The organism is Nocardioides pymetrozini, from assembly GCF_046058985.1.
Lineage (GTDB): Bacteria > Actinomycetota > Actinomycetes > Propionibacteriales > Nocardioidaceae > Nocardioides.
In genome coordinates this window covers 514,572-540,397 of sequence record NZ_CP175556.1, presented here as the reverse complement: position 1 = coordinate 540,397, position 25,826 = coordinate 514,572, and the positions used below count along the sequence as shown (strand labels likewise).

At 72.1% G+C, this 25,826-nt stretch carries 23 protein-coding genes; 8 read left to right on the top strand and 15 right to left on the bottom strand.

Going from position 1 to position 25,826, the window contains the following annotated elements:
• Positions 1 to 156: 156 nt before the first annotated feature.
• The 3 genes from ACJ5H2_RS02605 to ACJ5H2_RS02595 form a co-directional block, all read right to left on the bottom strand.
• Entirely contained in the window at positions 157 to 4,653 is a 4,497-nt protein-coding gene (locus ACJ5H2_RS02605; protein ID WP_408898006.1) for an FtsK/SpoIIIE domain-containing protein, read from the bottom strand.
• Positions 4,654 to 4,681: 28 nt separating this feature from the next.
• The gene (locus ACJ5H2_RS02600) at positions 4,682 to 5,998 is read right to left on the bottom strand and encodes an RDD family protein (protein ID WP_408898005.1); all 1,317 of its coding nucleotides are present in this window, start codon (positions 5,996 to 5,998) and stop codon (positions 4,682 to 4,684) included.
• A 108-nt stretch (positions 5,999 to 6,106) separates the two neighbouring features.
• Positions 6,107 to 6,466 (bottom strand): sterol carrier family protein, encoded by a 360-nt coding sequence (locus tag ACJ5H2_RS02595; protein WP_408898004.1) that lies wholly within the window; start codon positions 6,464 to 6,466, stop codon positions 6,107 to 6,109.
• 112 nt (positions 6,467 to 6,578) lie between these two features.
• Here ACJ5H2_RS02595 and ACJ5H2_RS02590 point away from each other — a divergent pair, with 112 nt between their 5' ends.
• Positions 6,579 to 7,622 (top strand): hypothetical protein, encoded by a 1,044-nt coding sequence (locus tag ACJ5H2_RS02590; protein WP_408898003.1) that lies wholly within the window; start codon positions 6,579 to 6,581, stop codon positions 7,620 to 7,622.
• A 30-nt stretch (positions 7,623 to 7,652) separates the two neighbouring features.
• On the opposite strand, the gene purL is transcribed toward ACJ5H2_RS02590, so the two are convergent.
• Positions 7,653 to 9,926: a phosphoribosylformylglycinamidine synthase subunit PurL gene (purL, locus tag ACJ5H2_RS02585; RefSeq protein ID WP_408898002.1), complete on the bottom strand. Its 2,274-nt coding sequence runs from the start codon at positions 9,924 to 9,926 to the stop codon at positions 7,653 to 7,655.
• A 43-nt stretch (positions 9,927 to 9,969) separates the two neighbouring features.
• On the bottom strand, positions 9,970 to 10,407 hold the full coding sequence (locus ACJ5H2_RS02580; protein ID WP_408898001.1) for a hypothetical protein: 438 nt from the start codon (positions 10,405 to 10,407) through the stop codon (positions 9,970 to 9,972).
• Between the two features lie 132 nt (positions 10,408 to 10,539).
• On the opposite strand from ACJ5H2_RS02580, the gene ACJ5H2_RS02575 reads away from it, so the two are divergent.
• Positions 10,540 to 11,742, top strand: a complete 1,203-nt coding sequence (locus ACJ5H2_RS02575; protein ID WP_408898000.1) for a glycoside hydrolase domain-containing protein — start codon at positions 10,540 to 10,542, stop codon at positions 11,740 to 11,742.
• Positions 11,743 to 11,770: 28 nt separating this feature from the next.
• Here ACJ5H2_RS02575 and ACJ5H2_RS02570 read toward each other — a convergent pair whose 3' ends face one another.
• Entirely contained in the window at positions 11,771 to 13,312 is a 1,542-nt protein-coding gene (locus ACJ5H2_RS02570) for a PucR family transcriptional regulator (RefSeq protein WP_408897999.1), read from the bottom strand.
• A 118-nt stretch (positions 13,313 to 13,430) separates the two neighbouring features.
• On the opposite strand from ACJ5H2_RS02570, the gene ACJ5H2_RS02565 reads away from it, so the two are divergent.
• Both ACJ5H2_RS02565 and codB read left to right on the top strand, forming a co-directional pair.
• Positions 13,431 to 13,889, top strand: a complete 459-nt coding sequence (locus tag ACJ5H2_RS02565; protein WP_408897998.1) for a nucleoside deaminase — start codon at positions 13,431 to 13,433, stop codon at positions 13,887 to 13,889.
• A complete protein-coding gene (gene codB / locus ACJ5H2_RS02560) occupies positions 13,886 to 15,193 on the top strand; it encodes a cytosine permease (protein WP_408897997.1) in 1,308 nt (435 codons plus the stop codon). The genes ACJ5H2_RS02565 and codB overlap by 4 nt, the downstream gene beginning before the upstream one ends.
• Before the next feature lie 59 nt (positions 15,194 to 15,252).
• Here codB and purQ read toward each other — a convergent pair whose 3' ends face one another.
• Complete coding sequence (purQ, locus tag ACJ5H2_RS02555) at positions 15,253 to 15,921, bottom strand: phosphoribosylformylglycinamidine synthase subunit PurQ (RefSeq protein ID WP_408897996.1); 669 nt, start codon at positions 15,919 to 15,921, stop codon at positions 15,253 to 15,255.
• Complete coding sequence (purS, locus tag ACJ5H2_RS02550) at positions 15,918 to 16,163, bottom strand: phosphoribosylformylglycinamidine synthase subunit PurS (protein ID WP_139621271.1); 246 nt, start codon at positions 16,161 to 16,163, stop codon at positions 15,918 to 15,920. Before purS ends, purQ begins: the two co-directional genes overlap by 4 nt.
• Positions 16,164 to 16,238: 75 nt before the next feature.
• On the opposite strand from purS, the gene ACJ5H2_RS02545 reads away from it, so the two are divergent.
• Positions 16,239 to 16,745 carry a general stress protein gene (locus ACJ5H2_RS02545; protein ID WP_408897995.1) on the top strand — a complete coding sequence of 169 codons (507 nt, stop codon included), beginning with the start codon at positions 16,239 to 16,241 and terminating at the stop codon, positions 16,743 to 16,745.
• Positions 16,746 to 16,922: 177 nt separating this feature from the next.
• Here ACJ5H2_RS02545 and ACJ5H2_RS02540 read toward each other — a convergent pair whose 3' ends face one another.
• The 5 genes from ACJ5H2_RS02540 to ACJ5H2_RS02520 all read right to left on the bottom strand — a co-directional run bounded on the left by ACJ5H2_RS02540 (position 16,923) and on the right by ACJ5H2_RS02520 (position 22,603).
• On the bottom strand, positions 16,923 to 18,479 hold the full coding sequence (locus tag ACJ5H2_RS02540; RefSeq protein WP_408897994.1) for a long-chain-fatty-acid--CoA ligase: 1,557 nt from the start codon (positions 18,477 to 18,479) through the stop codon (positions 16,923 to 16,925).
• Between the two features lie 95 nt (positions 18,480 to 18,574).
• Positions 18,575 to 19,477, bottom strand: a complete 903-nt coding sequence (locus ACJ5H2_RS02535; protein WP_408897993.1) for a phosphoribosylaminoimidazolesuccinocarboxamide synthase — start codon at positions 19,475 to 19,477, stop codon at positions 18,575 to 18,577.
• Positions 19,478 to 19,655: 178 nt separating this feature from the next.
• Positions 19,656 to 20,438: a hypothetical protein gene (locus ACJ5H2_RS02530; protein ID WP_408897992.1), complete on the bottom strand. Its 783-nt coding sequence runs from the start codon at positions 20,436 to 20,438 to the stop codon at positions 19,656 to 19,658.
• A 549-nt stretch (positions 20,439 to 20,987) separates the two neighbouring features.
• Positions 20,988 to 22,016 carry a hypothetical protein gene (locus tag ACJ5H2_RS02525; RefSeq protein ID WP_408897991.1) on the bottom strand — a complete coding sequence of 343 codons (1,029 nt, stop codon included), beginning with the start codon at positions 22,014 to 22,016 and terminating at the stop codon, positions 20,988 to 20,990.
• Positions 22,013 to 22,603 (bottom strand): RNA polymerase sigma factor, encoded by a 591-nt coding sequence (locus tag ACJ5H2_RS02520; RefSeq protein WP_408897990.1) that lies wholly within the window; start codon positions 22,601 to 22,603, stop codon positions 22,013 to 22,015. The genes ACJ5H2_RS02525 and ACJ5H2_RS02520 overlap by 4 nt, the downstream gene beginning before the upstream one ends.
• A 93-nt stretch (positions 22,604 to 22,696) precedes the next feature.
• On the opposite strand from ACJ5H2_RS02520, the gene ACJ5H2_RS02515 reads away from it, so the two are divergent.
• Positions 22,697 to 23,683 (top strand): sulfotransferase family protein, encoded by a 987-nt coding sequence (locus tag ACJ5H2_RS02515; RefSeq protein WP_408897989.1) that lies wholly within the window; start codon positions 22,697 to 22,699, stop codon positions 23,681 to 23,683.
• Between the two features lie 14 nt (positions 23,684 to 23,697).
• On the opposite strand, the gene ACJ5H2_RS02510 is transcribed toward ACJ5H2_RS02515, so the two are convergent.
• Positions 23,698 to 24,588 (bottom strand): hypothetical protein, encoded by an 891-nt coding sequence (locus ACJ5H2_RS02510; protein ID WP_408897988.1) that lies wholly within the window; start codon positions 24,586 to 24,588, stop codon positions 23,698 to 23,700.
• 93 nt (positions 24,589 to 24,681) lie between these two features.
• Here ACJ5H2_RS02510 and ACJ5H2_RS02505 point away from each other — a divergent pair, with 93 nt between their 5' ends.
• A complete protein-coding gene (locus ACJ5H2_RS02505; protein ID WP_408897987.1) occupies positions 24,682 to 25,044 on the top strand; it encodes a hypothetical protein in 363 nt (120 codons plus the stop codon).
• A 31-nt stretch (positions 25,045 to 25,075) separates the two neighbouring features.
• Positions 25,076 to 25,393: an antibiotic biosynthesis monooxygenase family protein gene (locus tag ACJ5H2_RS02500; RefSeq protein ID WP_408897986.1), complete on the top strand. Its 318-nt coding sequence runs from the start codon at positions 25,076 to 25,078 to the stop codon at positions 25,391 to 25,393.
• A gap of 29 nt (positions 25,394 to 25,422) precedes the next feature.
• Here the strand turns inward: ACJ5H2_RS02500 and ACJ5H2_RS02495 are convergent, their stop codons facing one another.
• On the bottom strand, positions 25,423 to 25,821 hold the full coding sequence (locus ACJ5H2_RS02495) for an SRPBCC family protein (protein ID WP_408899580.1): 399 nt from the start codon (positions 25,819 to 25,821) through the stop codon (positions 25,423 to 25,425).
• Positions 25,822 to 25,826: the final 5 nt, after the last annotated feature.

The following is a 25,826-nucleotide window of genomic DNA, read 5'->3' as shown; positions in this document are numbered from 1 at the left end:
CATCAGGTCCCGACGGTCAGTTGACCGAACCGGGGATCATCGTTGCGATCCAGGGCATCCCGCGACCGCCGAGATCTGACTTCCCCACGACGAGACACCCAAACCCCGATCCTTCAAGAGCTTCCGGACCGGGACGTTCTGTTCACTCCACGAGCGTCATTCCACGAGCGGCGCCTGGATCATGAAGGCGCGCCCCGCCTGGACGAAGATGCCGCGCCCCTGCGGGAAGTCGGCGCGCTTCACCTTGCCGAAGGGCGTCTTGAAGATGGCGTCGCCGTCGTAGGTGTCCGGCTTGAACACGATGCCCTGCCGGTTCGACTTCCAGTCGCCCATGACGCCGACCCCGGCGGTCGCGCGGCTGACGTCCGCGTCGCCGACGAGCAGGTGGTCGCTGTCACGGACGGCCTTGAACATCTGCCGCACCGCACGCTCCGCCGCACCGTCGCCGAGGTGCGGCACGTCCTCGACCACGATCATGATCCGGCCCTGGTGGGCGTCGTCGACGAGCAGCGCGGCGAGCTCGGTCGCCAGCTCCTTGGCGTCGTCCTCCCGGCTGGCGCTCTTCACCCACGGGCGGAAGTCCCGCAGCTCTGCGCGGCGGCCACCGAAGTGGTAGAGCTGGACGCCGGGGTCGAAGCGCTCCAGCGACGTGATCATCGACTTGAGCATGTTCGTCTTGCCCGAGGAGGGCGGACCGGTGACCACGAAGATGCCGATCGGCTCGAAGCCGCAAGGCGCGAGCGTGTCGTCGGCGAGGCCGAGCAGGGGCTGGCCGTTCACGACGGCCGGCAGGGACGCGATCGGCGCCTTGGTGGGCAGTGCGCCGATCTCCGGGAGGTCGGCCACGCCGGCCTCGCGGAGCCGAGCGGCGAGAACGTCCAGCGCCTGCGCCTGCTCGGCGGTGTTCGAGCTGCCGCCGACCACCGCGACCTGCGCCTCGTGCTTGTCGATGATCGCGCGTCCGGGAGCCGCCTGGTCGTCCAGGATGTCCTTCGGCGCGCCGATCATCATGTACTGGTTCGCATCCGAGAGGCGCAGCACGATGCGGCGCTGGATGTTCGCCGCGATCGCCGTCGGGATCGCGTTGGCGCGGTCGGCGGTCATGATGGTGTGGATGCCGAGCTGGCGGCCCTCAACCATGATCCGCACGAAGGCGCGGTAGGCGAGCTGCCGGCCGGGCGCGTACTCCCAGTCCTTCTTGAACTCGGCGAAGTTGTCGATCAGCACCAGGATCCGCGGCATCCCGGGGTCCTTGATCCGGCGGTACTGCGACAGGTCCGCGGCGTTCACCGCGGTGAAGGCGGCCGACCGCTTGTCCATCTCCTTGTCGAGGGTCAGCAGCAGACGCTGGATGCGCTCGGTGTCGTCGCCGTCGACGATCGAGCCGACGTGCGGCAGGCGGGCCAGGACCGCGAGCCCGCCCGAGGCGAAGTCGAGGCAGTACACGTTGACCGGGCTGACCTCCGGTCGCATGCCGGCGGCCGCGGCGAGGGTCCGCAGCAGGGTGGTCTTGCCGGACCCGGAGGTGCCGTAGACGACCATCGAGCCGTCCCGGTCGGCGTCGAAGACGACCGCGTCCTGACTCTGGCTCTCCGGTACGTCGACCAGCGCGAACGGGATCCGGCTGTCGCCCTCGTTGGGCAGACTGCCCACGTCGACGATCTCGGGGAGCTCGTCGAGCCACGGACGACGAGGCTTGAGGATCCGCGCGAGCCGGGCCGCGCGGGTGAGGTTCTCGACGATCCGCTTCTGGTCGTTGAGGCCGAGGTCCTCGTCGTGGAAGTCCGACTCGTGCTGGTCGCCCGGCGGCTCCCACACCGGCGCGGCGCCGAAGCGCAGCTCGGACACCATGATCTCGGCGCGCTCCTGCTCCTCCCCGGTCCAGCCGCCGGCGTACGCCGACTGGAAGGGCACGAGGCGCCCGTGGCCGGTCTTCGCGATGGCCCGGCCCGGCAGCGAGGCGGGGAAGCTCGCCGCCACCGGGTCGTCCACGACGTCGATCGAGTCGTTCTCGTCGGCCATGCGCAGCGCGACGCGCAGGTTGGTGTTGGCGCGCAGGTTGTCCTTGATGACGCCGGCGGGGCGCTGGGTCGCCATGATCAGGTGGATCCCCAGCGAGCGCCCGCGCTGGGCGATGTCGACGACGCCGTCGACGAACTCGGGGACCTCGCCGGCGAGCGCGGCGAACTCGTCGATCACCAGCACCAGCGCGGGCGGGGTCTCCGGGTCCTGGCGCTTCTCGAGCTCCAGCAGGTCCTTGACCTTCTTGCGGTTGAACAGGTGCTCGCGACGGTGCAGCTCGGCGCGCAGGCTGGTGAGCGCCCGGCGCACCAGGTGGGGGCTGAGGTCGGTGACGAGACCCACGCAGTGCGGGAGCTCGACGCAGTCCGCGAACGCCGAACCGCCCTTGTAGTCGACGAACAGGAAGGTCACCCGGTCCGGGCTGTGGGCGGAGGCCATGCCGAGCACCCACGCCTGGAGGAACTCGGACTTGCCGGCACCGGTCGTACCGCCGACGAGGGCGTGCGGCCCCTGGGAGCGCAGGTCGAGGGTCATCGCGTCGCTCGCGCCCTGGCCGACGATGGCGCGCAGGCCGCCTGCCTTCTTCAGCCGCGGCCGCGGCGAGCTGGACCGGTCGACGATCGTGTTGTTCTGCCGCCAGCGCTCGACGACGGACTCGGGGTCGTCGGCCACCTCGGGTCCGACCAGGGTGAGGAAGGAGACCGAGGTCGGGATGTCGGAGGAGTCGTGCACGACCACGCTGGCGTCGACCACCGGCGCGAGATGGCGCGCGAACATCTGCATGTAGTCGTTCGACACGCCCTCGAGCGCGACCGACTCGTGCTGCTCGCCGTTGCGCACCAGTCCCACCCGGGCGCCGTGCAGGCCGTTGCCGACGTCGATGTAGCTGCGGCAGGACGCCGGGAGGCCTTCGACCGCACGGCCCACGAAGACCGCGTGGACGCCCGAGTCCGGGCCCCGCTCCAGCACGGACACCAGGCGCGCGCGGTCGACCGGGGCGTCGTCGGTGACGAACACGATGACCGAGACGTCGCGCTGGGTCTCGTCCTCGGAGCCGGCGCGCTTGACGTCGGTGCCGAAGAGCATCGGGTTCCAGGTCTCCGAGTAGGGACCGCGCGGCTCGACCGGCTTGCCAACCTGCGCCAGATGGGCCTCGAGCGCGCCCAGGAGGCTGGCGGCCGCGGGCGCGGAGTCGGCGAGGGCCATGTCGCGGAAGGGGCTGGTCTCGCTGGTGGTGTGGGGCAGCCACTTGAGCCACTCCAGCTCGGGGGCCCAGTCGGAGCCGGTGAAGGCCACGGTGACCACGTCGTTGGGGGCGTGCAGCCCGAAGATCTGGACCGCGAGGCCCCGCATCGCGTCCGCGGCGGCCGTCCGCTGCCCGGCGACGCCGATCGACCCTGCGCTCGCGAAGGTCTCGACGATCGGTACGTCGTCGACGTACTTGACCCGCTCGCGCAGCTTCTCGACCCGGGCGACGTACTCCGGCAGGCCGTCGGCCGCCTCCGAGCCGTCCTCGATGTAGTTGCGGGAGGGCGCGCGACCCGAGCCCAGGCGCAGCGCGAGGAAGTTCCAGTGCTCCGGGCGACGCGTCCACAGCATCGGGCCCAGGCGCATCGCCTGCTCGAAGACCTCCACCACGGCGGGGACCTCTGCGTTGCGGGCGATCTCCTCCTCCGGCTTTGCGTAGTAGAACTTCTCCTCGAGCTCCTCGAACTGCCGCTCGAACAGCTTGAACTGGTGCTGGTCCTGACCGCCGGTCTGGGTCCGCTGGTTCATGTAGTTGCCGAACGCCATGAGCGGCGTCATGCCCATCATCAGCAGCGACCGCGGGTTGCCGTTCATGAGGTACATCGCGGCGGCCATGAGGATCGGGGCGACGAGCATCACCCACGGGAAGATCTTCTTCTGGCGCTCCTTCGGCAGGACCGGCGCCTTGAACTTCGTCCCCGGATAGCGCATCTCGACGCGCGGGCTGCGGTTGAACCGGAGTCCGCCGCCCTTCTCCAGCACGGGGTCGGGCACGGCCGCGGCGAAGTTCGGGGAGAGGCTCATCACGAGCGTGGTGCCGCCGATGACGAACGGCTTGCCGGGCACCACCTTCCACCGCTGGACGTAGGCACCGTCGACGAGGACGCCGTTTGCCGAGTTGAGGTCGACCAGCTCGACGCTGCTGCCGACCTCGATGCGGGCGTGCCGCTTGGAGATCATCCAGTCGGCCATGACGATGTCGTTCTCGACGCCGCGGCCGAGCGACGCGTGGCCCACGTGCAGCGGGAACTCCTGGCCGCGCAGCGGGCCGTCCGTCGCGTGCAGAGCGCCGACGACCTCGCCGGCGCGGTGCCGCCCACCGGCGGAGCCGCCCGGCCCGAGGTTCACGACCTGCGCCTGGAATCCCGACCCGATCGGCGCCTCGCCGATCGGGACGCTGGCCTCGACCGGGACGAGGCGGTCGACGTTCGGCGCCGCGACCGCGAGGGTCAGCACGTCGTCGGGTCCTGCCTCGATGCGCTGGGCAGGGTCGACCTCCGCGATGTGGCGGGCGACGTCCTGGGCGGTCGCCGTCGAGTCCACGGTGACGACCACGTCGACCGCCTCCGCCTCCGGCCGCAGGAGGGTGAGCTTGACCTTCATGCGTCAGCCCCTCGCGTCGGTCGCGTCGTCATCCGAGCCTCACCTGCGCCGCACGCTGGCCGACCTGGATCGTGTCGCCCGGCTGCGCCAGGACCGCCTGCCCGGCGACGAGTGCGGTGCGCACGCCCTGGCGGGTCAGGGTCGTGCCGTTGCTCGACCCGCGGTCGGTCAGCTCGACGCCCTGCGCGGTCGGCCGGACGGTCAGGTGTGTCTTGGACACCGAGTACTCCTCGTCGGTGATGGCGACGGCACGCATCGACGGGTCCGTCGACTGGGGGTTCCGGCCCAGCAGCAGGAGCCCGTCGACGACGACCTCCTGGCCGGTGTCGAAGGCCAGCACAAACCGCGCCGCGGCAGGCGTGGGCGCTGCGGCCGGCGTCGGGGCGGCCGGCGTCGGCGCGGCGGGCGCCGCCGGAGCGGCCGGTGCGGCGGGAACGGGCGGAGCCGCCTGGGGAGCGGGAGGAAGAGGATCCTGCAACGAGGTGGGCACCGCCCGGCGCGGCTGGGAGGCGTGGCTCGCCGGCATGCCCGCCGTGGTGTCGTCCGAGCGCGTGGCCAGCGCCCCGCCGGCCTGGTTGCCTGCGCTCGGCGCGCGCGGGGTGAGCTCGGCGTCGCCGAGGACGCCGGCGCTCAGGCGCTCGCTCGGCCGGAAGTCGAGCAGCGCGGGCGCGCCACCGGTGCCGGTGAGCGAGGGCAGGGGAGGGCGCTCGGTCCGCGGGACCGCCGCGACGGTCTTGCGCGCGATGCGCATCCGCTTCTCGTCGTACGGGTTCAGCCCGGCGCGGACGTCGACGAGCCAGGTGGCACCGATCCGGTCGTGCCAGCCGCGACCCCGGCCGTCCTTGTCGAAGAGCGGGGAGGCGAGGAAGGCGATGGTCGCGATGGGCACGAAGAGCGGTCCCCACACCACGAGTGCGCGAAGCATCACCCGGCCGATCCCCGGTCGCTCCAGCGTCTTGACGTTGACCGAGCGGAGCCCGATCACGCCCTTGCCGAGGGTGAGTCCGCGGCGACCGTGCAGGATGAGCTGGACCAGCGCGTAGACCGTGGTCAGCCCGAGGCTGATGCCCCCCATGAGGACGGCCATGAAGTGGTCCGGGTGGTTGACGAAGCCGAACCACGTGATCCGGTCGCGCAGCAGCTTCATCAGCAGCGGCGCGGTCCAGATCCAGAACGGCAGCTGCAGGAGCACGTGGGCGCCGATGTCCACGGCCGCGGCCAGGGCACGGCGGCGGGGCGGCGCCGTGACGAGCCCCAACGCCTCCGCGTAGGCCGGATCGGGGCTGCCGTCCTCCAGCAGTCCCACGCCGGAGGTCTCGCCCCCGTCGACCTCCCAGATGTCCACCCTTGCCCCTCTTCCCCGAGACCGTCCCCGCGCGCTCGACGGCCGACTGCGGACCGCCGCGATGATGTCCGTCGACGTCGGCGCCTGTCAACGCGACGCCATGTCGCCTCACCCCAGCGGAAGGTACCTGGTCAGGTCGGTCCGCTCACCACTCGCCTGCACCCTTCCCTCCGCGACGGCGTCCACCCACGCGAGCCGCCCGGTCGCGAGGTCGATCCACGTCACGGCGTCGGTCTCGACGACGGCGGGCGGCGTGCCGCGCGTGTGCCGGACTCCCTCGACCACCTGCACGGCCGCGTACGGCGGCACGCGCACCTCCACCGAGCGCCCCGGCGCCCGGGTCTCGAGGACCGCCAGGAAGTGCTTGGTGAGCAGGCGCAGGTCCGCACGCTCGGCGGTGCCCGCGTCGACCCGGGCCACGGCCGCGGCGACGTCCTCGGGCGGTGCGAGCTTGAGGCGGGCGGGCATCGGATCCTCCTGACGGGCGGGGCGTGGTGCACCCGACCCTAGGACCAGGCTGGCCCGGCCCGTTCCGGAGTCCCGCGAACGGCGGGTGGGCTCGCCCTCCACAATGGAGCCCATGCGCCCCCGTCGTTGCTCCGCGACCGTGCTCGGTCTCCTCCTGCTCGCCCCCGCTCTCGTCTCGTGCGGGGGTGGGGGCGGTGGCGTCGAGGTGGGCGACGTGGTGCCCGCGCGCGAGGACGCGCAGTTCGCCGACCAGGGGGTCGAGTCGACCGTGGCCCTGCCGATCGGGCGGCTGGAGGTCACCACCGGAGCGGCCGTCAGGGAGATCTCGGCCTCCGACACCCGCCAGCTCGAGAGGCTCGAGGCACCCGACGGCAGCGTGTTCGTCCCCATGACCTGGCAGTACGACGCGGCGACCTTCGGCGAGCTGTCGGCCTACCTGGACACCGACGCGAGCCCGGTCATCGACCTGGTGGCCGACGGTGCGTCGTACCGGCTGCCCGCCCCTGAGGCGAGCGGCGAGGGAGCCGAGTCGTTCTACGTCCTGGTCTCGGGGAAGGGCGACGACCCGCAGCTGAAGGTCGACTTCGACGGCGTCGCCCAGCAGGTGGACCTCTCCAGTGGCGAGGTCGAGCCGGGCCGTGCCGCGGATCTGTACGACCTGGCCAAGCCGAAGGCGAAGCGGTTCCCGTGCGAGCCCGACGTCGCGTACGGCCGCACGACCTTGCGCCCGCCCGAGTTCACCTGCGGCGTGACCCGGCCGGTCCGGCTGCCGTACGCCGGGGACGCGTGGGCGGAGGACGGCCACAGCTGGCTGGTGGTGACCGTGCGGACGACCCTGGGCCGCTGGAACGAGATCGCCGACGACCTGAAGTCGGGGGCCGTCTACTACGCGGCCAGCGTCGAGAGCAGCTACCGGCTGGGCTCGACCGAGGCGAGCGAGGTGCTCCAGGACGAGGCCAACACGACCTGCCCGGACCCGGCCGCCAACGCCAGCTGCACCGCCGAGTTCCACGTCGTCTTCGACGTCGCGGGCAAGGCACCCAAGGCGCTCACCATCGAGCAGGACTACGGTCTGCTCCTCGCCACCGCGTTCGGCGGGGGCGAGCACGAGGACTCCCTCGACCTGTCCGTCACCGCAAAGGCCAGGCTGAAGTAGCGGGCGGGCCGGTCAGGCCGGTCAGGCCGGTCAGGCCAGGGCGTTCGGCAGCGTCGCGCTCCACGCCTCGCGCAGCTCGGCGAGCGGGACCTCGAACTGACCCTCCACCGCAAGCGTGTCGCCGCCCGTGGTGCCGAGCTCGGTCATCGCGACGTCGTGGCGGGCGCACAGCGCGCGCAGCTCGTCGAGGTCGCCGTCGGCGACGGTCACCACGGCGCGCGCCGCGGACTCCGAGAACAGCTCGACGAAGGCGTCGCCCTCCAGGCTGACCCGGGCCCCGATGCCACCCACCATCGCCGCCTCGGCGAGCGCCTGGGCGAGGCCGCCGTCGGAGAGGTCGTGCGCGCTGGTGGCCACGCCGACGAGATCCTTGAGCAGCCGGGCCAGGTTGCGCTCGGCGCGGAGGTCGACCTGCGGCGGCAGCCCGCCGAGGTGACCGTGCACGACGTGAGCCCACTCCGAGCCGGACAGCTCCTCGCGGGTCGTGCCGAGCAGCACGACGCGCTCGCCGGCGGCCTGGAACGACGACGGCGTGCGCCGGCGTACGTCGTCGATGACGCCGAGCACCGCGACGACGGGCGTCGGCAGGATCGCGGTCTCGCCGGTCTGGTTGTAGAGGCTCACGTTGCCTCCGGTGACCGGGATCCCGAGCTCGGCGCACCCGTCCTTGAGGCCGCGGCAGGCCTCGGCGAACTGCCACATCACGTCGGGGTCCTCCGGCGAGCCGAAGTTGAGGCAGTCGCTGACGGCGAGGGGCATCGCGCCGCCCGTGGCGACGTTGCGGTAGGCCTCGGCGAGCGCGAGCTGGGCGCCGGCGTACGGGTCGAGCTTGGCGAAGCGCCCGTTGCAGTCGGTGGCGACGGACACGCCGAGGTGGGTCTCCTCGTCGACGCGGACCATGCCGGAGTCGGCGGGCTGCGCGAGGACGGTGTTCCCCTGCACGTAGCGGTCGTACTGGTCGGTGATCCACGACTTGTCGCACAGGTTGGGGCTCGCGACGAGCGTCTTCAGCGTCTCGAGCAGCGCGGCGCCGCCCTCGGGTCGCGCCAGCCTCTCCGCGCCGTCGGCCTGCAGGGCGTCCTGCCAGGCGGGGCGGGCGAACGGGCGCTGGTAGACCGGGCCGTCGTGGGCCACGGTCCGGGGCGGTACGTCGACGACGGTCTCGCCGTGCCAGTCGATGACCAGCCGACCCGTCTCGGTGACCTCGCCGATGACCGAGGCCTCGACGTCCCACTTGGTGGTGATCGCGAGGAAGGCGTCGATGTCGCCCGGCTCCACGATCGCCATCATCCGCTCCTGGCTCTCGCTCATGAGGATCTCCTCGGGCGAGAGGGTCGAGTCGCGCAGCGGCACCTTGTCGAGAGCGACCTTCATGCCGCCGTCCCCGGCCGACGCGAGCTCGGAGGTCGCGCAGGACAGACCGGCGCCGCCGAGGTCCTGGATGCCGGCGACCACGCCGGCCTGGAACAGCTCGAGGGTGCACTCGATGAGCAGCTTCTCCATGAACGGGTCACCGACCTGCACGCTGGGGCGCTTCGCCGGGCCGTCGGCGTCGAACGTCTCGGAGGCCAGCACCGAGACGCCGCCGATGCCGTCGCCGCCCGTGCGGGCGCCGTAGAGGACGACGAGGTTGCCGGCTCCGGACGCCTTGGCGAGGTGGAGGTCCTCGTGGCGCAGGACGCCGACGCACAGGGCGTTGACGAGGGGGTTGCCGAGATAGGTCTCGTCGAAGACGGCCTCGCCCCCGATGTTGGGCAGGCCGAGGCAGTTGCCGTAGCCGCCGACGCCGGCGACGATCCCGGGCAGCACCCGGTGGGTGTCGTCGGCGTCCAGCGGGCCGAAGCGCAGCGGGTCCATGACCGCGATCGGCCGGGCGCCCATCGCGATGATGTCGCGGACGATGCCGCCGACGCCGGTCGCGGCGCCCTGGTAGGGCTCGACGTACGACGGGTGGTTGTGGCTCTCGACCTTGAAGCTGACCGCGTATCCCTGGCCGATGTCGACCACGCCGGCGTTCTCGCCGATGCCGGCCAGCATCGGGCCGATCGGGGTCTCCTGGGCGAGCTCACCGAACTGCCGCAGGTGCACCTTGGACGACTTGTAGGAGCAGTGCTCGCTCCACATGACCGAGTACATCGCCAGCTCCGCGCCGGTGGGCCGGCGGCCCAGGATCTCGCGGATCCGCGCGTACTCGTCGGCCTTCAGGCCCAGCTCGGACCAGGGCTGCTCCCGGTCGGGATCACCGGCCGCGACGGCCACGGTGTCGAGGGCGGGACGTGCGGGTGCGGAAGCGGTGTCGGCCACGGCCCCAAGGGTATCCGCGACCGGCCCGATCGCCCGCTTCGGCTCAGCTCCGTGGGACGCCTCTCACGTCGTCGACGGACGGCAGGTCGAGGTCGTCGAGCGCGTCGATGACCCCTTGCTCGCTGTCACCGCACACCGTGACCGAGTACGGCGCCGCGCGGTCGGCGTACCAGAGGGCGAGCTTGCGCCGGCAGTGCTCGCGGTCGACCGGTGTGAGCTCCACCCAGGCCGACGTCAGGTCGGAGCGGTACGCACGGTCCCGCTCCGCCCGGTCCCGGTAGTTGGCGTCCATCGCCTCCCAGTCGCGCCACTGCGCGTGGTACACCGACGCGATGCCGTCCCGGCACCAGCGCGCCCGCACCCGGGCCGACTTGGGATCGGGCACCACCGCGCAGTCACCGGCGCGAGGGAAGACCGCGACCAGGGCGTCGACCTTCGCGCCGGCGGCACCCGCCGAAGAGGCGCCCACCCGCAAGGTCACCGGCTCACCCGACGAGGGCGGTCGAGAATTACAGATCTGTAGTTCACGCCGAGGCCTGTTACTCGTGTGAATCTTGTGGTTATCGTGACTCGGCTTCCTCGCCCGCCGACCCCTCTTCCCCTGGAGTCCGAGATGCCTTCGCGGCCCGCCCTGTCCTCCCGTCCCCGGTCTCGCCGACGACTCCGCGTTCGCCTCGCGGGGGCCACCGCCGGCGTCCTCGTCGTCCTCCTGGCGCTCGCCCTGACCGGCCCGCTCGGCCCGCTCCGGCCGACCACCGAGCCCGAGACCGAGACCCCGGTCGACCTGGCCGCGACCTCGACCAACCCGGTCACCCCTGGCAACTTCACCGGCTACGGCTTCGACCAGTGCGAGACCCAGTCGCAGCGCAAGATGGACGCCTGGCTGGCCCACTCGCCGTTCCGGGCCGTCGGCGTCTACATCTCGGGGGCCTCGCGCTTCTGCAAGACGCAGAAGAACCTGACGCCCACCTGGGTCTCCACCCAGCTCGCCAAGGGCTGGCGCATCCTGCCGATCACCCTCGGCCCCCAGTCGACGTGCGTCGGCAGGTTCCCGCGCTACGGCGCCTCGATCGACCCGACGATCAGCAACGACGCCACCGGCGGCTATGCGGCCGCCCGCGCCCAGGGCAGCGCCGAGGCCGACAGCGCCGTGGCCGCGGCGCGGGCGCTGGGGATCGTGCCCGGCAGCACGCTGTGGTACGACCTCGAGGGCTGGTCGAGCTACAAGAACGCCACCTGCCGCGAGTCGGCCCTCGCCTTCCTGAGCGCCTGGACCACGCGTGCCCGGCAGCTCGGCTACGTCTCCGGGGTGTACTCCAGCGCCGGGTCCGGCATCAAGATCCTCGACGACGCCCGCCAGCAGGGCCGCGCGGACGTCGTCCTCCCGGACCGGATCTGGATCGCCCGCTGGGACGGCCAGGCGAACACCTCGACGAGCTACATCGCCGAGGACGGCTGGCGACCGGGCAACCGGATGAAGCAGTACCAGGGCGGCCACAACGAGACCTGGGGCGGCGTGACGATCAACATCGACCGCAACTGGCTCGAGCTCGGCGACTCCACCCTGCGCTGCGGCGGAGTCAAGGTCACCTTGGCGAAGTACAAGAAGATCACCCCGACCAAGGCCAAGCCCAAGCAGGTCCGAGCGCTGAAGTGCCTGCTGCAGGAGCGCGGGCTCTACGCCGGCAAGATGTCGAAGAAGTACAACAAGCGGCTGAAGGCGGGGATCCACGCCTGGCAGGCGCGCGCCGGGCAGACGGTCAAGGACAAGTGGACCAAGAAGAACTGGGCGTCGCTGCTGGCCTCCGGATCCTGACGTCGGTCGACGCCGCCCGGCCCGCAGGTCAGCCTCCGAAGCCGACCTGCGGGTCGAGACCGGTCCGCATCCGCCAGCCCAGCAGTGCGATGCCGAGGCCGGTGCGGTGGTCGGGCTCCTCGAGCGAGACGCCGAGCAGTCGCTCGATCCGTGCCAGCCGGTCGTAGAGCGACTGGCGCCGGATCCCCAGCACGGCGGCGGTGCGCGCCTTCGACAGCGAGCAGGCGAGATAGGCGTCGAGGGTGCGCAGCAGCTCGCTGCGGTGCTCACGGTCGTGGTCGATGAGCGGGCCGATCTGCTCCCGCACGAACGCCCTCATCACCACCGGGTCCACCGACGAGGAGACCAGCCGGTGCGCCGCGACGTCGCGCTCCATCACGACGCCCTCACGGCGCCCGTAGCGCCGCGCCGTGCGCAGCACCTGCCGGGCCCGGCCCACGGCCGCAGCGAGGTCGCCCGGGTCGGCGAGCGGCGTGACCGCCGCGACGAGCACTCGACCCGGCAGCCGGGCGGCCAGGCGCTCCCGGGCCGCGGTCAGCTCGTCGCGGACCTGTGCCGGCACCGGCCGCCGGCCGCCCCGGTGCACCACGACGACATGACCTCCGCTGACGCCGACGAGCACGGCCGGGTCGCCACGCTCGTCCTCGTGGAAGACCGCCTCGGTGGCCGCCACCGCGTCCGTCAGCGGGACGGCAGCGTCCACCTCGAGCGCCGCGACGACGAGGTGCCGCCCGTCCTGGGGCGGCCAGCCCAGAGCGGAGAGCCGGTGCAGGACGTCGGCCCGGGAGACCACGACCCCCGCGACCAGGTCGGAGACGAGGGACTGCGCCGGCCCCGGGCGGTGGCCGGCGCCGCTTCCGCGCCCCACCTCGAGCGCGACCGCGTGTCCCGCGACCTCCGCCAGGCGGACCAGCTCCGCGCTCTCCTCGCCGAGCAGCCGCAGCGTGCCGACCGGGCCGGCCGGGCCGCGGACCGCGGTCGCGACGCCGTCCTCCCTCGCCACCGACGCGATCCGGCTCCGCTCGACGGTCTGGCCGTCGGGGTCCCGCAGCTCGACAGCGCAGCCGGCCAGGCGCGAGACCTCGTCGAGGAGCGCCCGCAGCCCGCGTCCCTCGATCACCACCTGGGTCAGCGCCCGCCAGCCGGCGTCGCCCGCGTCCCCGCCCGACGCGACGCGGCGACGCACCAGGAGCTCGTGGAAGTCCTCGACCATCCGCTCGAAGGGCACCATCGTCGGGAACGCCAGCAGCGCCAGGTCCCGGCGTCGGGCCGCCGCCAGGATCGGGTCGGGGACCGCGAAGAAGGTCCGGCCCAGCTCCAGCGCCAGCGCCGCGACGCCGGCGTCGGCCAGCTGGTCGACGTACGACGCGAGGTGGTCGGCGGTGCGTCCGTGCAGGCCGAGCCCGGTGGTGAGGAGCACCTCTCCCCCGGCCAGCAGCGCGCCCATCTCGAAGACCTCCGAGGAGTGCACCCAGCGCACCTGCACCCGCTCGGGCTCCCCGTGCAGCACCTCCGTGCTGGCAGCACGGAACGACGGGAGGGCCAGTACCTCGGCGAGACTTGCTCCCATCAGGACGCTCCGTCCCCGCACTCGTGCTTCATGCCGGACAGTATGTCCCTTGTCGCGCACCAGTGCCTCTGGTGATGTGAGCCCCGACACACACCCTCACATCACATGCGGAGGCCCCATGATCACCGACGACGACCGCAGGTTCCTCGACCTCGCGATCGAGCAGGCCCGGACCGGCTGGGAGGAGGGCGGGATCCCGATCGGTGCCGCCCTCGTCCACGAGGGCGAGGTGCTCGCCGTCGGCCGCAACCGCCGGGTCCAGCTGGGCTCCGCCATCCGGCACGGGGAGACGGACTGCATCGAGAACGCCGGGCGGCTGCCGGCGAAGGTCTACCGCGCGAGCACGCTCTACACGACCCTGTCCCCCTGCTTCATGTGCGCGGGAACCTCGGTGCTCTACGACATCCCGCGCATCGTCGTGGGCGAGAACGTGAGCTTCGAGGCCTCCGAGTCGTGGCTGCGCTCGCGCGGGGTGGTCGTCGACGTGGTCGACGACCCGGCCTGCAAGGACCTGATGGCGACGATGATGCGCGAGAAGCCGGACCTGTGGGCCGAGGACATCGGGGAGGAGTCGTGAGCACCTCGCCGGCGGTGCAGGCCGCCGACGATGCCGCCGTGGTCGACCCCGACTACCCCGTCACCCCGGTCCCGGCCCACGCCCGCAAGTCGTTCGTCTCCCTCGCGGTCGTGCTCCTCGGCTTCACCGTCTTCACCCCGACGATGCTCGCGGGCGCTCAGCTCGGCTCGGCGTTCGCGCTGGGCGAGCTGGTGCGGGTGATCCTGCTCGGCTCGCTCATCCTCGGGACCTATGTCGCCGTGCTCGGCTGGATCGGCGCACACACCGGGCTCACCACGGTGGTGATGGCCCGCTACGTGCTCGGCCACCGCGGCAGCAAGCTCGGCTCGATCCTGCTGGGCGGCACCCAGATCGGGTGGTACGGGGTGGTCATCGGCACCATCGGCGACCTGACGGCGCAGGCCTTCGAGTGGGAGTCCGACGCGGCCAAGGCCGCGGTGATGATCGCGACGAGCGTGCTCATGTGCCTGACCGCCTGCTACGGCTACCGCGGCATGTACTGGGTCTCCGCGATCTCGACCCCGCTGATCCTGATCCTCGCCTTCTGGGTGCTCTTCCGCTCGCTGGAGGAGGTCGGCGGCTGGTCCGGCCTGGCCGACGTCGAGCCGAACGGCTCGATGACCATGGCCGTCGCGATCACCACCGTGGTCGGCACCTTCGTCTCCGCCGGCACCCAGGCACCGAACTGGACCCGGTTCGCCCGCACCGGCAGCCAGGCGCTGCTCGCCTGCGTGATCGGCTTCCTCATCGGCAACGGTCTGATGATCTTCTTCGGAGCGACCGGCGCGATGACCTTCGGGCAGGGCGACTTCGTGCTCGTGCTCTACGACCTCGGGCTCGTCGTGTGGGGACTGGTGCTGCTGTTCGGCAACCTGTGGAAGTCCAACGCGGACACGGCGTACGCCTTCGGCGTCGCCGGGGCCGAGCTCTTCGAGAAGCCCTCGAAGACCCCCTTCGTCGTCGGCGGCTCGATCATCGGCACCGTGCTGGCCCTCGTCGGCGTGCAGAACCATCTGGTCGACTACCTGGTCCTGCTCGGCGTGTTCATCCCGCCGCTCGGCGGTGTCGTGATCGGCGACTACTTCGCCCGGTGGCGCCGGGGCGGGATGCCCGAGGGCGAGCAGCTGCCCGCACTCAACATCCCCAACCTCGCGGTCTACGCACTCGCCAGCGGCGTGGCGTGGGTCGCCAAGGAGACCGAGTTCGGCGTGCCGCCTGTCATCGGCGTCGTGCTGGCCGCGTGCGGCTCGTACGCCGTCGGGCGCGCCGGGCTCAACCGCCGTCTCACTCCCACCGGGAGCTGAGGCGGCTCCCGGCTCCGGGCCCCACTGGGGCGGGTCCGGGGCCGGGACGGTCCCGAGCGTCAGGCGAAGCTCGCCTCGACGAGCGAGGTGAAGAAGCCGAGCCCGTCGAGGCCGCTGCCGGTGAGCTCCTCGACGGCGTGCTCGGGGTGCGGCATCAGGCCGACGACGTTGCCGCGCTGGTTGGACACGCCGGCGATGTCGTTGAGCGAGCCGTTGGGGTTGTCCTCGAGATAGCGGGCCACGACCTGGCCGTCGCCCTCGATCCGTGCCAGCGTCTCGGCGTCGGCGACGAAGCCGCCCTCGCCGTTCTTGAGGACGATCCGGACCTCCTGGCCCTGCGCATAGGCGGAGGTCCACGGGGTGCGGTTGTTCTCGATGCGCAGCAGCTGGTCGCGGCACACGAACTTGCGGTGGTCGTTGCGGATCAGCGCACCGGGCAGGAGGTGCGACTCGCAGAGGATCTGGAAGCCGTTGCAGATGCCGAGCACGGGCATGCCGGCCTGGGCGGCCTCGACGACCTTCTCCATCACCGGCGCGAACCGGGAGATGGCGCCGCAGCGCAGGTAGTCGCCGTACGAGAAGCCTCCGGGCAGGACGACGGCGTCGACGCCGTGCAGATCGGCGTCTCCGTGCCAGAGTGCGACGGCCTCGTTGCCGCCGATGCGGACCGCGCGCCGCGCGTCGACGTCGTCGAGCGAGCCCGGGAAGGTGACGACGCCGACCTTCACTGCTCCACGCTCACGGTGTAGTTCTCGATGACCGGGTTGGACAGCAGCGTCTCGGCCATCTTCTCGACCTCGGCGAGCAGCGCGTCGGTGACCTCGCCCTCGAGCTCGATCTCGAACCGCTTGCCCTGGCGGACGTCGGTCACGCCGGTGAAGCCCAGCCGGGGCAGCGCGCCCTGGACGGCCTTCCCCTGGGGGTCGAGGATCTCGGGCTTCGGCATGACAGCTACGACGACTCGGGCCACGGCCCGCAGTCTAGTGGCCGGCGCGGTCGCGGCCGATTCCGCGGGCCCCTCGTGGACGAGGGGCAGACTGGGGAAATGAGCAACCCGACCCCCGGCACTCCCGGGCGCGCCCTGCTGGCGCTCGAGTTCCCCCAGTCCCTGGCGGTGTACGACGACTACGCGACTGCGCAGCGCACCGTCGACTTCCTCTCCGACGAGGGCTTCCCGGTGCAGAACTGCATGATCGTCGGCACCGATCTCAAGCAGGTCGAGCGGATCACGGGCCGGCTGACCAGCGGCCGGGTCGCGGCCGGCGGCGCGATGAGCGGGCTGTGGTTCGGCCTGTTCGTCGGCGTCCTGTTCAGCTTCTTCGGCACCGGCGACACCCTGCCGATCATCCTGTCGACGGTGCTGCTCGGCGTCGCCTTCGGCGTGATCTTCGCCCTCGCCGGCTACGGCCTCACCCGCGGCCACCGGGACTTCTCCTCGGTCAGCTCCGTCGTGGCCACCCGCTACGAGGTCCTCGTCGAGCACAAGGTCGCCGCCCAAGCCCGCGAGACCCTCGCGAAGCTCCCCGGCGCCCTGCCCAACCCCTTCGCCTGACCTCGCCGCCCCACGAGGTGTGAGGCTTGGTGGCGCGAGGTGTGAGGTGTGGTGGCGCGAGGTGTGAGGTGTGGTGGCGCGAGGTGTGAGGTGTGGTGGCGCGAGGTGTGAGGTGTGGTGGCGCGAGGTGTGAGCCCTGGTGCCACGAGGGCGGCCAGGGCTCACACCTCGACCCGATCAGCTCAGCTCGCGCTTGAGGATCTTCCCGGTCGCGGTCATCGGGAGGCTCTCGACGATCTCCACGATCCGGGGGTACTTGTACGCCGCCATCTGCTCCTTGCTCCACGCCACGATCTCGTCCGAGGTGGCGCTGGCGCCGGGCTTGAGGATGACGAACGCCTTGATCTCCTCGCCGTGGCTGTCGTGGGGTACGCCGATGACCGCCGCGAGCGAGACCGCCGGGTGGGTGAGGAGGACCTCCTCGATCTCCCGGGGGTACACGTTGAAGCCGCCGCGGATGATCATGTCCTTGGAGCGGTCGACGATGTAGTACCAGCCGTCGGCGTCCTTGCGACCGAGGTCGCCCGAGCGGAACCAGCCCTCGTCGTTGATCGCCTCGGCGGTGGCCTCGGGGCGCTTGTAGTAGCCCTTCATGATGTTGTGGCCCTTGATCGCGATCTCGCCGATGCCATCGGGGTCGGTGATCTCGTCCCAGCCGTCGGGGTCGATGAGCTTCATCTCCACGCCCGGGATGGGCGTCCCGATCGAGCCGACCCGCACGGGCGAGCCGAGCCGCGAGAAGCTGGCGACGGGCGAGGTCTCGGAGAGGCCGTAGCCCTCGAGGATGACCACACCGAAGCGCTCCTCGAACTGGTGGTGCACCTCGACCGGCAGCGCCGCACCGCCGGCGACCGCGACCCGCAGGCTCTCGGCGAGCGCCTTGACGTCCACCGTGTCGTCGAGGGCGTTGAGCAGGCCCCAGTACATCGTGGGGACGCCGGCGAAGAAGGTGACCTTCTCCTTCAGCATCAGGCCGATCGCGGGGGCGGCCTCGAAGCGCGGAAGCATGACGACGGTCCCGCCGAAGGCGAAGCCGCCGTTCTGGATGACGGTCTGGCCGAAGGAGTGGAACAACGGGAGCACGCACAGGTAGGTGTCCGGGTCGGCCGGGTCCGCGCCGAAGAGCTCCTCGCCCGCCAGCGCGTTGTCACGCATGTTGCGGTGCCGCAGCTCGGCGCCCTTGGGCTGCCCGGTGGTGCCGGAGGTGTAGAGGATGACGGCGGTGTCGTCGTCGTCCACCTCGACGGTGTCGAAGGACGGAGCCTGGCCGGCCAGTCCCTGGCCCAGGGTCTCGGTGCCCTCGATCGGCGACGGGGCGGCGGGGTCGGCGGTGATGACGAAGAAGTGCTCGCAGCCGTCGGCCTCCTGGAAGCCGGCCCACGCCTCGGCGCCGATGGGCAGCTCCGGGGTGCCCTGGAAGGCGAAGTACGCCTTCGCGTCGGAGTCCCCGAGGTGGTAGGCGACCTCGCGCCCCTTGAGCAGGACGTTGAGCGGCACGACCGTGGCGCCGGCCTTGAGGATGCCGTAGTAGACGATCGAGAAGTACGGCAGGTTGGGGCAGCTGAGCGCGACCTTGTCGCCGGGCTTGATGCCGCGGGAGACCAGGAGGTTCGCGACCTGGTTGGCCGCGCCGTTGACCTGCGGGTACGACAGGCGGGTGTCCCCGAAGACGATGGCCGTGCGGTCGGGGTAGCTCTGGGCACTGTTCTCGAGGAACGCGGCGAGGTTCGTCATGCGGCACAACCTACTTGCCGCTCGTGACCGTGGTCACTGGTCACGGGACCAATCCCACCTCCGGGCCCTTGTGCGCGGGCTCAACCCGGACGCTGTCAGAACCGCTCGCCCGTGAGCCGCTCGTAGGCCTCGACGTACCGGCTGCGGGTGCGCTCGACGACCTCGGCCGGCAGCGACGGCGGCGCCTCGCCCGACGCCTTGTCCCAGCCGCTCTCCGGGGAGAGCGCCCAGTTGCGCACGATCTGCTTGTCGTACGACGGCTGGGCGCGGCCCGGCCGCCAGTCGTCGGCGGGCCAGTACCGCGAGGAGTCGGGCGTGAGCACCTCGTCGGCGAGGACGATCCCGCCTCGGGCGTCGGGGACCACGCCGAACTCGAGCTTGGTGTCGGCGAGGATGATCCCGCGCTCGCGGGCCACCTCCTCGGCCCGGGCGTACACCCGGAGGGTCAGGTCGCGCAGTGCGGCTGCGTCGTCGGCGCCGACGGTGGCGACCACTGCGTCGTACGAGACGTTCTCGTCGTGGTCCCCGAGCTCGGCCTTGGTCGCGGGGGTGAAGATCGGCTCCGGGAGCCGGCTGCCGTCCTCGAGCCCGTCCGGCAGGGCAATGCCGCACACCTCGCCAGTTGCCCGGTAGTCGAGCAGCCCGGAGCCGGTCAGATAGCCGCGGGCGACGCACTCGACGGGGAACATGTCGAGCCGCTCGCAGACGACGGCTCGGCCGCGGACGGCCGCGGGTACGTCGGTCGAGACGACGTGGTTTGGCACGAGGTCGGCCAGCTGGTCGAACCACCACAGCGACATCCGGGTGAGGATCTCGCCCTTGTCCGGGATCGTCGTCTCCAGCACGAAGTCGAAGATCGACAGCCGGTCACTGGCGACCATCAGCAGCTTGCCGGCGTGGGGGCCCTCGGTGAGCTCGTAGAGATCACGGACCTTGCCGGAGTGCAGGTGGCGGGCGCCGGGGAGCTCCGGGGCGGGCGGGATGTTCGCGAGCGTCACGGACGACAGCCTATTGAGCCGAGCGCCGACCGCGACGCGCCACCACCGATGTCGTGGCCTGGTACACCCCGAGGGCGAGCCGGGAACTCGTTCCGCGACGCGTACCTCCGCGGCGTCCCGAGTGAGCCACGGGATCGCCACCCGTCGTGATCGCAGACGGAGTCACGGCCGCCTGCGCCTACTCCTCTGCGGTCCTGGCTGTCTCGTCGACGAGCCTGCTGAACGTATAGCCCGGCCACCCGGACACCGGCCCACCAGGCTTCGTCTCCACAGCGAGCGCCTGAGGATGCAAGCCGCTCACGAACGGCGCGCTCGTCAGCGCATCTCCGCTCGCGGCAGGAACGACCCGCTGGCCGGGCAGGGCCGCCCAACGCTGGCCCATCACCATCACGCGCGTGCCGATGGGTAGTGCCTCGGCGAACGCGTCGAGATCGGTGACGGTCGAGCGCGAGCCGGGGGACCGCACGGGTTCTCCCTTCTCATCGACAGCCTCGACGCCGCGCGACAAGGCGACATAGACGTACGGCGACCGGCGAAGATCCGACTCGCCGCGGTAGGCGACGTCGACCTTGACCCGAACCGCTGCGAACGACTCCCGCAGGTCCGGGTAGCCGAGCCCGGACTCCGACTCGAGGACCGTCGGCCCCTCTTCGATTCCGTCGATCGTGCCTTGCGCCGCGAGCTGGGCATGTGGGGACCTCAGCAGCTCCGCGGGCGTTCCAAACACTCTCGCGTCGACCCTGCCGCCCGCCTCGAGAATCGAGAGGTCGACTGTCGAGCTGGGGCTGGCCACACCATGGCGGACACCGGCCGAGCCGTCCGCAGCGCGGGGATCTGGAGCACAGCCTCCGCCGAGCACCGCTACCAGTGCGATGGCGACGAGCTGGGCTCGGCTCGAACGCATCGTGAACTGCACCTCCACGGGCTGATCGCTCATCCACATCGTGCTCACCACCACCATGCCGCGACGTGGGACAAATGGTGCGAGCCGTAGCTTCGCGTCCATGCCTGGCCATCTCCGAAGTAGCCGGACCGCATGGAGCCATGCGTAATGTCCGGCGGGTAGAGATAGGGATCACCGGTGCGGCTGGAAGCCCGGGTACGGCCAGGCATCAGCCTCGGACGGCCTGCTGCCCACCGGCACGAGAGGTGCGACCGGCAGCAGTAGTACGAGGACAGTAGACGAGAGACGCCCACCCCTTGCCGGGCTTGGTTCCTTCATCATCACTCCTCCGGAGGCCTAGCGGATCGCGGCACCGTAGTTCGACGCGCGGCCGGCACCAGCGGTTCCGTCAAAAGTGCGTAGAGGATCGGTCGCGCGTCCGAAGTGAACCCGTCGCGGCGGAGTGGACCGAGTGCGCTCGCCACTGCGATGCGCCACTCTCCCAACACCGCTGACGAGCGGACCCGGCAGCCTCACCCGGTCTGGCCATTGGCGACCCCAGCAGGGTGTCAGCTCCCGAAGTGACCAGGCAGGAGGAGTCTCCCGAGCCGACAGTCCCCATGGCTGCTATCCGCAGCCCAGGCCGCCCTCCCTGCCGCCGAGGATCTCCTCGTCGCGCGCGGTGGGTACGCCGGCGACCACGATGTCGGCGTACTGCCAGATCGCGTCGGACCAACCGCCCTCGTCGGCGATCACCCGCAGCGCCGGCCAGTCGCGCGCGGTGCCGAGCGCCTCCTGTGCGGCGCCGGCCGCGGCCGCGTCTCCGGCGGCCCGCGCGGCGACGTACTCGTCGATCCACGCGCAGGTGACCGCGCCGGTGACGTCGGCGACGACCTCGTAGCGGGTCAGGCCGGTGCTCAGCACGTGGGCTCGGCTCAGCGACGGGGGAAGGGGGATCCCGGTGAGCGCCTCGTCGATCGCGGCGGCCCGCTCGTCGTCGAGGATGGCCTCGTCGGGCAGGTGCTGCTGCAGCTCGTCGCGGCCGATCAGCTGCAGCTGACCGAGGACCTCGCGGAACGCGGCCTCGTCCATGCCGGAGCCGCGGACCTCGAGCGAGAACTCCTCACCCGCGGGGCGGATGACGGTGTGGTCGCTCGGGTCGTAGGCCCACATCAGCGAGGTCCGGCCGAGGAGGTCGACCTCGACCGGCGTCCCGATGTCGTTGCGGTCGGCCACATAGGAGTCGTGGAGCTTCGCGCGCCGCCACATGATCTCCAGGGTGCGGTCGTCCCGGGCGTACTCGTAGCTGAGCTCGCCGCCGCGCTTCGGGTCGTCGGTGACATAGGTGACCGCCCAGCCAGGAGCGTCCAGGACGGCGAGCTCACCGCTGGGCGGCTCGGCGGCCGGGGCGGGCGTGCTCGGGGCTGCATCGCGCTGCTGGCCCAGCCAGCCCGATCCGGCGATCACCGCGGCCACCGCGGCCGCCGCCACGGCGACGGCCAGGGCCGGGACGAGGCGGCGCCGTCCGGTGCCGTCCGTCCGGGTCGGTTCGGGGGACTCGACGGGGGCGAGGGTCATGATCTCCTCCAGCAGCTCGGCGCGACCCTCGTGGACGGCGAGACGGGCGACGCCGGCGTCGGTGATCGTGCGCTTCATCGGGGCCCCTCCTTCGGGATCGACGTGACGGGTTCTGCAGGGAGATGTCCGCCCGCTGGCGGATCGTTGCCGAGGAGGGCGCGCAGCCGGGCTCGCGCCCGCGACAGCCGAGGTCGTACGACGGTCGCCGGCAGGCCGAGCACCTCGGCGATCTCCCGCGGCTCGAGGCCCTCCCACAGGTGCAGCTGGAGGACCTCCTCGTCGCGGGCGCTGAGCCGGCGCATCGCGGCGGTCACGTCGGCACGGTGGACGACGTCGTCGGCGAGGTCCGCGACGGCGTGGGCGATCTGCAGGCGCAGCCGCTCGCCCAGCGCGACCCGGCGGCCCTCGCCGCGGCGCTGGTTGGCCAGCGTGCGGCGCGCGACGGCGTAGAGCCACGGCCGCGTCGCCTCGCCTGGCGGCACGTGGCGCAGCCGACGCCAGGCGACGAGGAAGGTGTCCGCGGTGACGTCCGCGGCGTCCTCGGGCCGGTCCGTGCGCCGCAGGGCGAAGCCGAGCACTGCGTCGAAGTGCGCGGCGTAGAGGCGACGGAAGTCACCCTCCCGGTCGCCGTCGAAGCGTGCGTCGCCCTGCCCGAAGTCCCTCATGCCTCTCCCATGTCCGGATGGGAGCTGATCGTTGCACTCTCCGCTCTCGTCTAACTAGACTGACTTACCAGACTTAATCGACCGGAGCTGCCGATGTCCCGTGACCCCCGCCCCGACTTCCTGCTGGTGGGCGCGCCCAAGGCGGGCACGAGCGCGCTCCACCTCGCGCTGGCCGCGCATCCCGACGTCTTCGTCACGACGCCGAAGGAGCCGAAGTACTGGCTGTGCGAGGACGCTCCCCCACCTCACTGGGGCGGCCCAGGAGACCGGCACTCCCAGCAGGAGTGGATCTGGCGGGCGGAGGCGTACGCCGACCTGTTCCGCCCTGCTCCCGAGGGCACGCTGCGCGGCGAGAGCACGCCGTTCTACCTGTGGCATCGCGGCGCGCAGCGCCGCATCGCCGACGCGCTGCCCGAGGTGCGCCTGGTCGCCGTGGTCCGCGACCCGATCGACCGCGCCTACAGCAACTGGATGCACCTGTGGTCCGACGGCCTCGAGCACGAGGCCGACTTCGAGACGGCGCTCGGCCGCGAGGCCGAGCGGGTGGCCGCCGGCTATGCGCCGTTCTGGCGCTACCGCGAGCTCGGCCTGTACGGCGAGCAGCTGCGCGACCTGGTCAAGCTGGTCGACCCCGCGCGGATCCTGGTGGTCCGCTACCGCGACATCGTCGACCACCCGGTCGAGACCGTCGACCGGACCTGCCGCTTCCTCGGCATCCGCGAGGGCATGGTCCAGCAGATCCCGCGCGACAACTCGCGGCCCTACGTGTCGCCGGGGTGGCGCCCACGTGTCCTCGGCCCGGTCGTGCGCGGCGGCGCCTGGGCCGGCCAGTTCGCGCCGCCCGAGCTGTGGCGCCGCGCGAGCGCACCCCTCGTGGCGCTCCTGCAGAGCAGCGAGGCGCACCGGCCCTCGTTGAGCGCCGAGCAGCGCGCGCGGCTGCTGCCCGCCTTCGCCGAGGACATCGGGCTGCTGTGCGAGATCACCGGCGAGGACTTCTCCGACTGGCTCTCGACCCGCGACCGCGGCTCGTTCGCCCAGCGCAGCGTCCACCGGACCCCCGGGTCGCGCGAGGCCGGCTGAGCGGCCCCGGCCGGTCAGCGCACCACGGTGACCAGGTCGTGCGCGCCGTCGGCGCGGGCGGCCTCCACGTAGAAGCGAGTCCTGCCGTCGGGCAGCGGCACGGCACACGCGTAGCGCCACGCGCCGTCGCCGTGCGGGGACGCGATCGGAGGACCGTCGGCCGCCACCAGGCGATGCCCGTCCCAGGTGGCGATCCCGGTCGTCTCGAACCAGTTCGAGGCGGCGTCGGCGCGGCCGTCGTAGAGCACGACCAGCGTGCCGTTCCCACCCGGCAGGACCGCGGTGACCCGCGCACCGCGGGCGTCCCACGCACCGGGCCGGCCCGCCAGCACCTCTCCGCGGTCGACCCACTCCAGGCCGTCCTCGCTGGCGAGCAGGCGCGTGGTCATCCGGTCCTCGTGACCCGGCTCGGTCAGGGGATGGCAGCACAGCCACATCCGCCAGCCCTCCGGGCCGTGGGTGACGACGGGGTCCTTCACGCCGGTCGCCTCGTCGCCAGCGTGGACGACCTGGCGCCGACCTTCGGGGAGCGCGGCCGGGGTGGCGGCGGTGAGACTGTCGACCCACCAGTGCTTCGACCCGGGCGTCGCGCACGAGAGGTAGAGCCGCCAGCCGCCGTCGGGCAGGGGGACCAGGGCCGGCCGCTCGAAGGACTCGCAGCCGAAGGCGTCGCGGTGCACCTCGGCGACCGGAGCGAAGGACTCGCCGTCCTCGGAGCGCGCGACGACGACACTCACGCCGCGGCCCTCGTCGAGCGGACGGCGCACCCGGTAGGCCAGCCAGAAGGCGCCCTCGGCCAGCACCGCGCTGGCGGCGCCGGCCCAGTTGCCGGCGCCCGCCGCGGGTGCCGGGACGACCACCCGTGGGTCGTCGTACGTCGGGACGGCGGGGGCGCGCAGGCTCATGGGTCGAGGATACTTCATAAAGTCGAGCGACTTTCACGACACGTGGACAGGGGTGCCGACTCTCACCGGAACCACGGGTGGCAGAGTGGGGCCATGACGGAGTCCGCGCAGCCGCTCATCGACAGCTCGACCTTCGCCCCCGGCCCGGTGGTCTGGGAGGACGAGATCTGGGTCCTGGCCCGCCACGACGCGGGCGGGCCACTCGGCCTGAGCCTCCTCCACCGCGAGCCCGAGGGGCTCGGCCAGCTCGACGACGAGCACGCCTCGCAGCTGGGCCGGATCGGCAACCGGCTGATCCGGATCATCGAGCACCTGCCGGAGTCCGGCACGGTGGCGCTCGGACGGATCGCCGGCGAGCGCGTGTGCCTGACCTTCGAGGTCACCGGCGTCCCCGAGGAGCGCCTCCACGACATCGCCGTGAAGCTGGCGAACTGGGGCGGCACGGCTCGGGTCTGACGCGGCCTCGCGGGCGTCCTAGCGTGGCTCCATGTCCGTCGTGAAGATCAACGCCATCCAGGTCCCCCCGGGCGCCGGCCCGGAGCTGGAGAAGAGGTTCGCGGCCCGCGCCGGCGCCGTCGAGGGAGCGGCCGGCTTCCTCGGCTTCCAGCTGCTGCGGCCCACGGCCGGCGAGGACCGCTACTTCGTCGTCACCCACTGGGCCGACGAGGCGTCCTTCGCCGCCTGGCGCGACGGCGATGCCCGAGCAGCCCACGCCACCCCCGCGGGCGAGGCGCCGCGCAAGCCGGTGTCGACCGGCGCCGACCTCCTGGAGTTCGAGGTCGTCCTGGACGTCAAGCCCTCCTGAGACCGCCGTCCGGGCGGGGCGCGGGGCGCTCAGCTCCGGGCGAGCAGTCGCGCGGCGCGGCGCAGGTCGGCCGCGACCGTCGAGCGGCTGCCGAGCGTGACCGCCCGGCCGACGCCGAGACCGCGCACGGCGAAGTCCGCCATGACCCGGCAGACGGTGGGCACGTCGGGGTCGGGCTCGAAGCTCAGCTCCAGGCGCGCCCGGAACGGCCCGCAGCGGCCCTCCTCCACCCAGCGCCGCGGCCGCTCGGACACGGTCGTCCGCATCCGCGGGCGGATGCCCGGGACGACCGTGACATCCGTCCACGCGCCGTGGTCGTCGCGCACGTCCGCGACGGCGCGCAGCGTGGACTGCCAGGCCGGCCGGTTGCGGGGGTCGGCGAGGTAGTCGAACGCCCGGTCCACCGGGACCGGGAAGCGGACGACGATCGCGG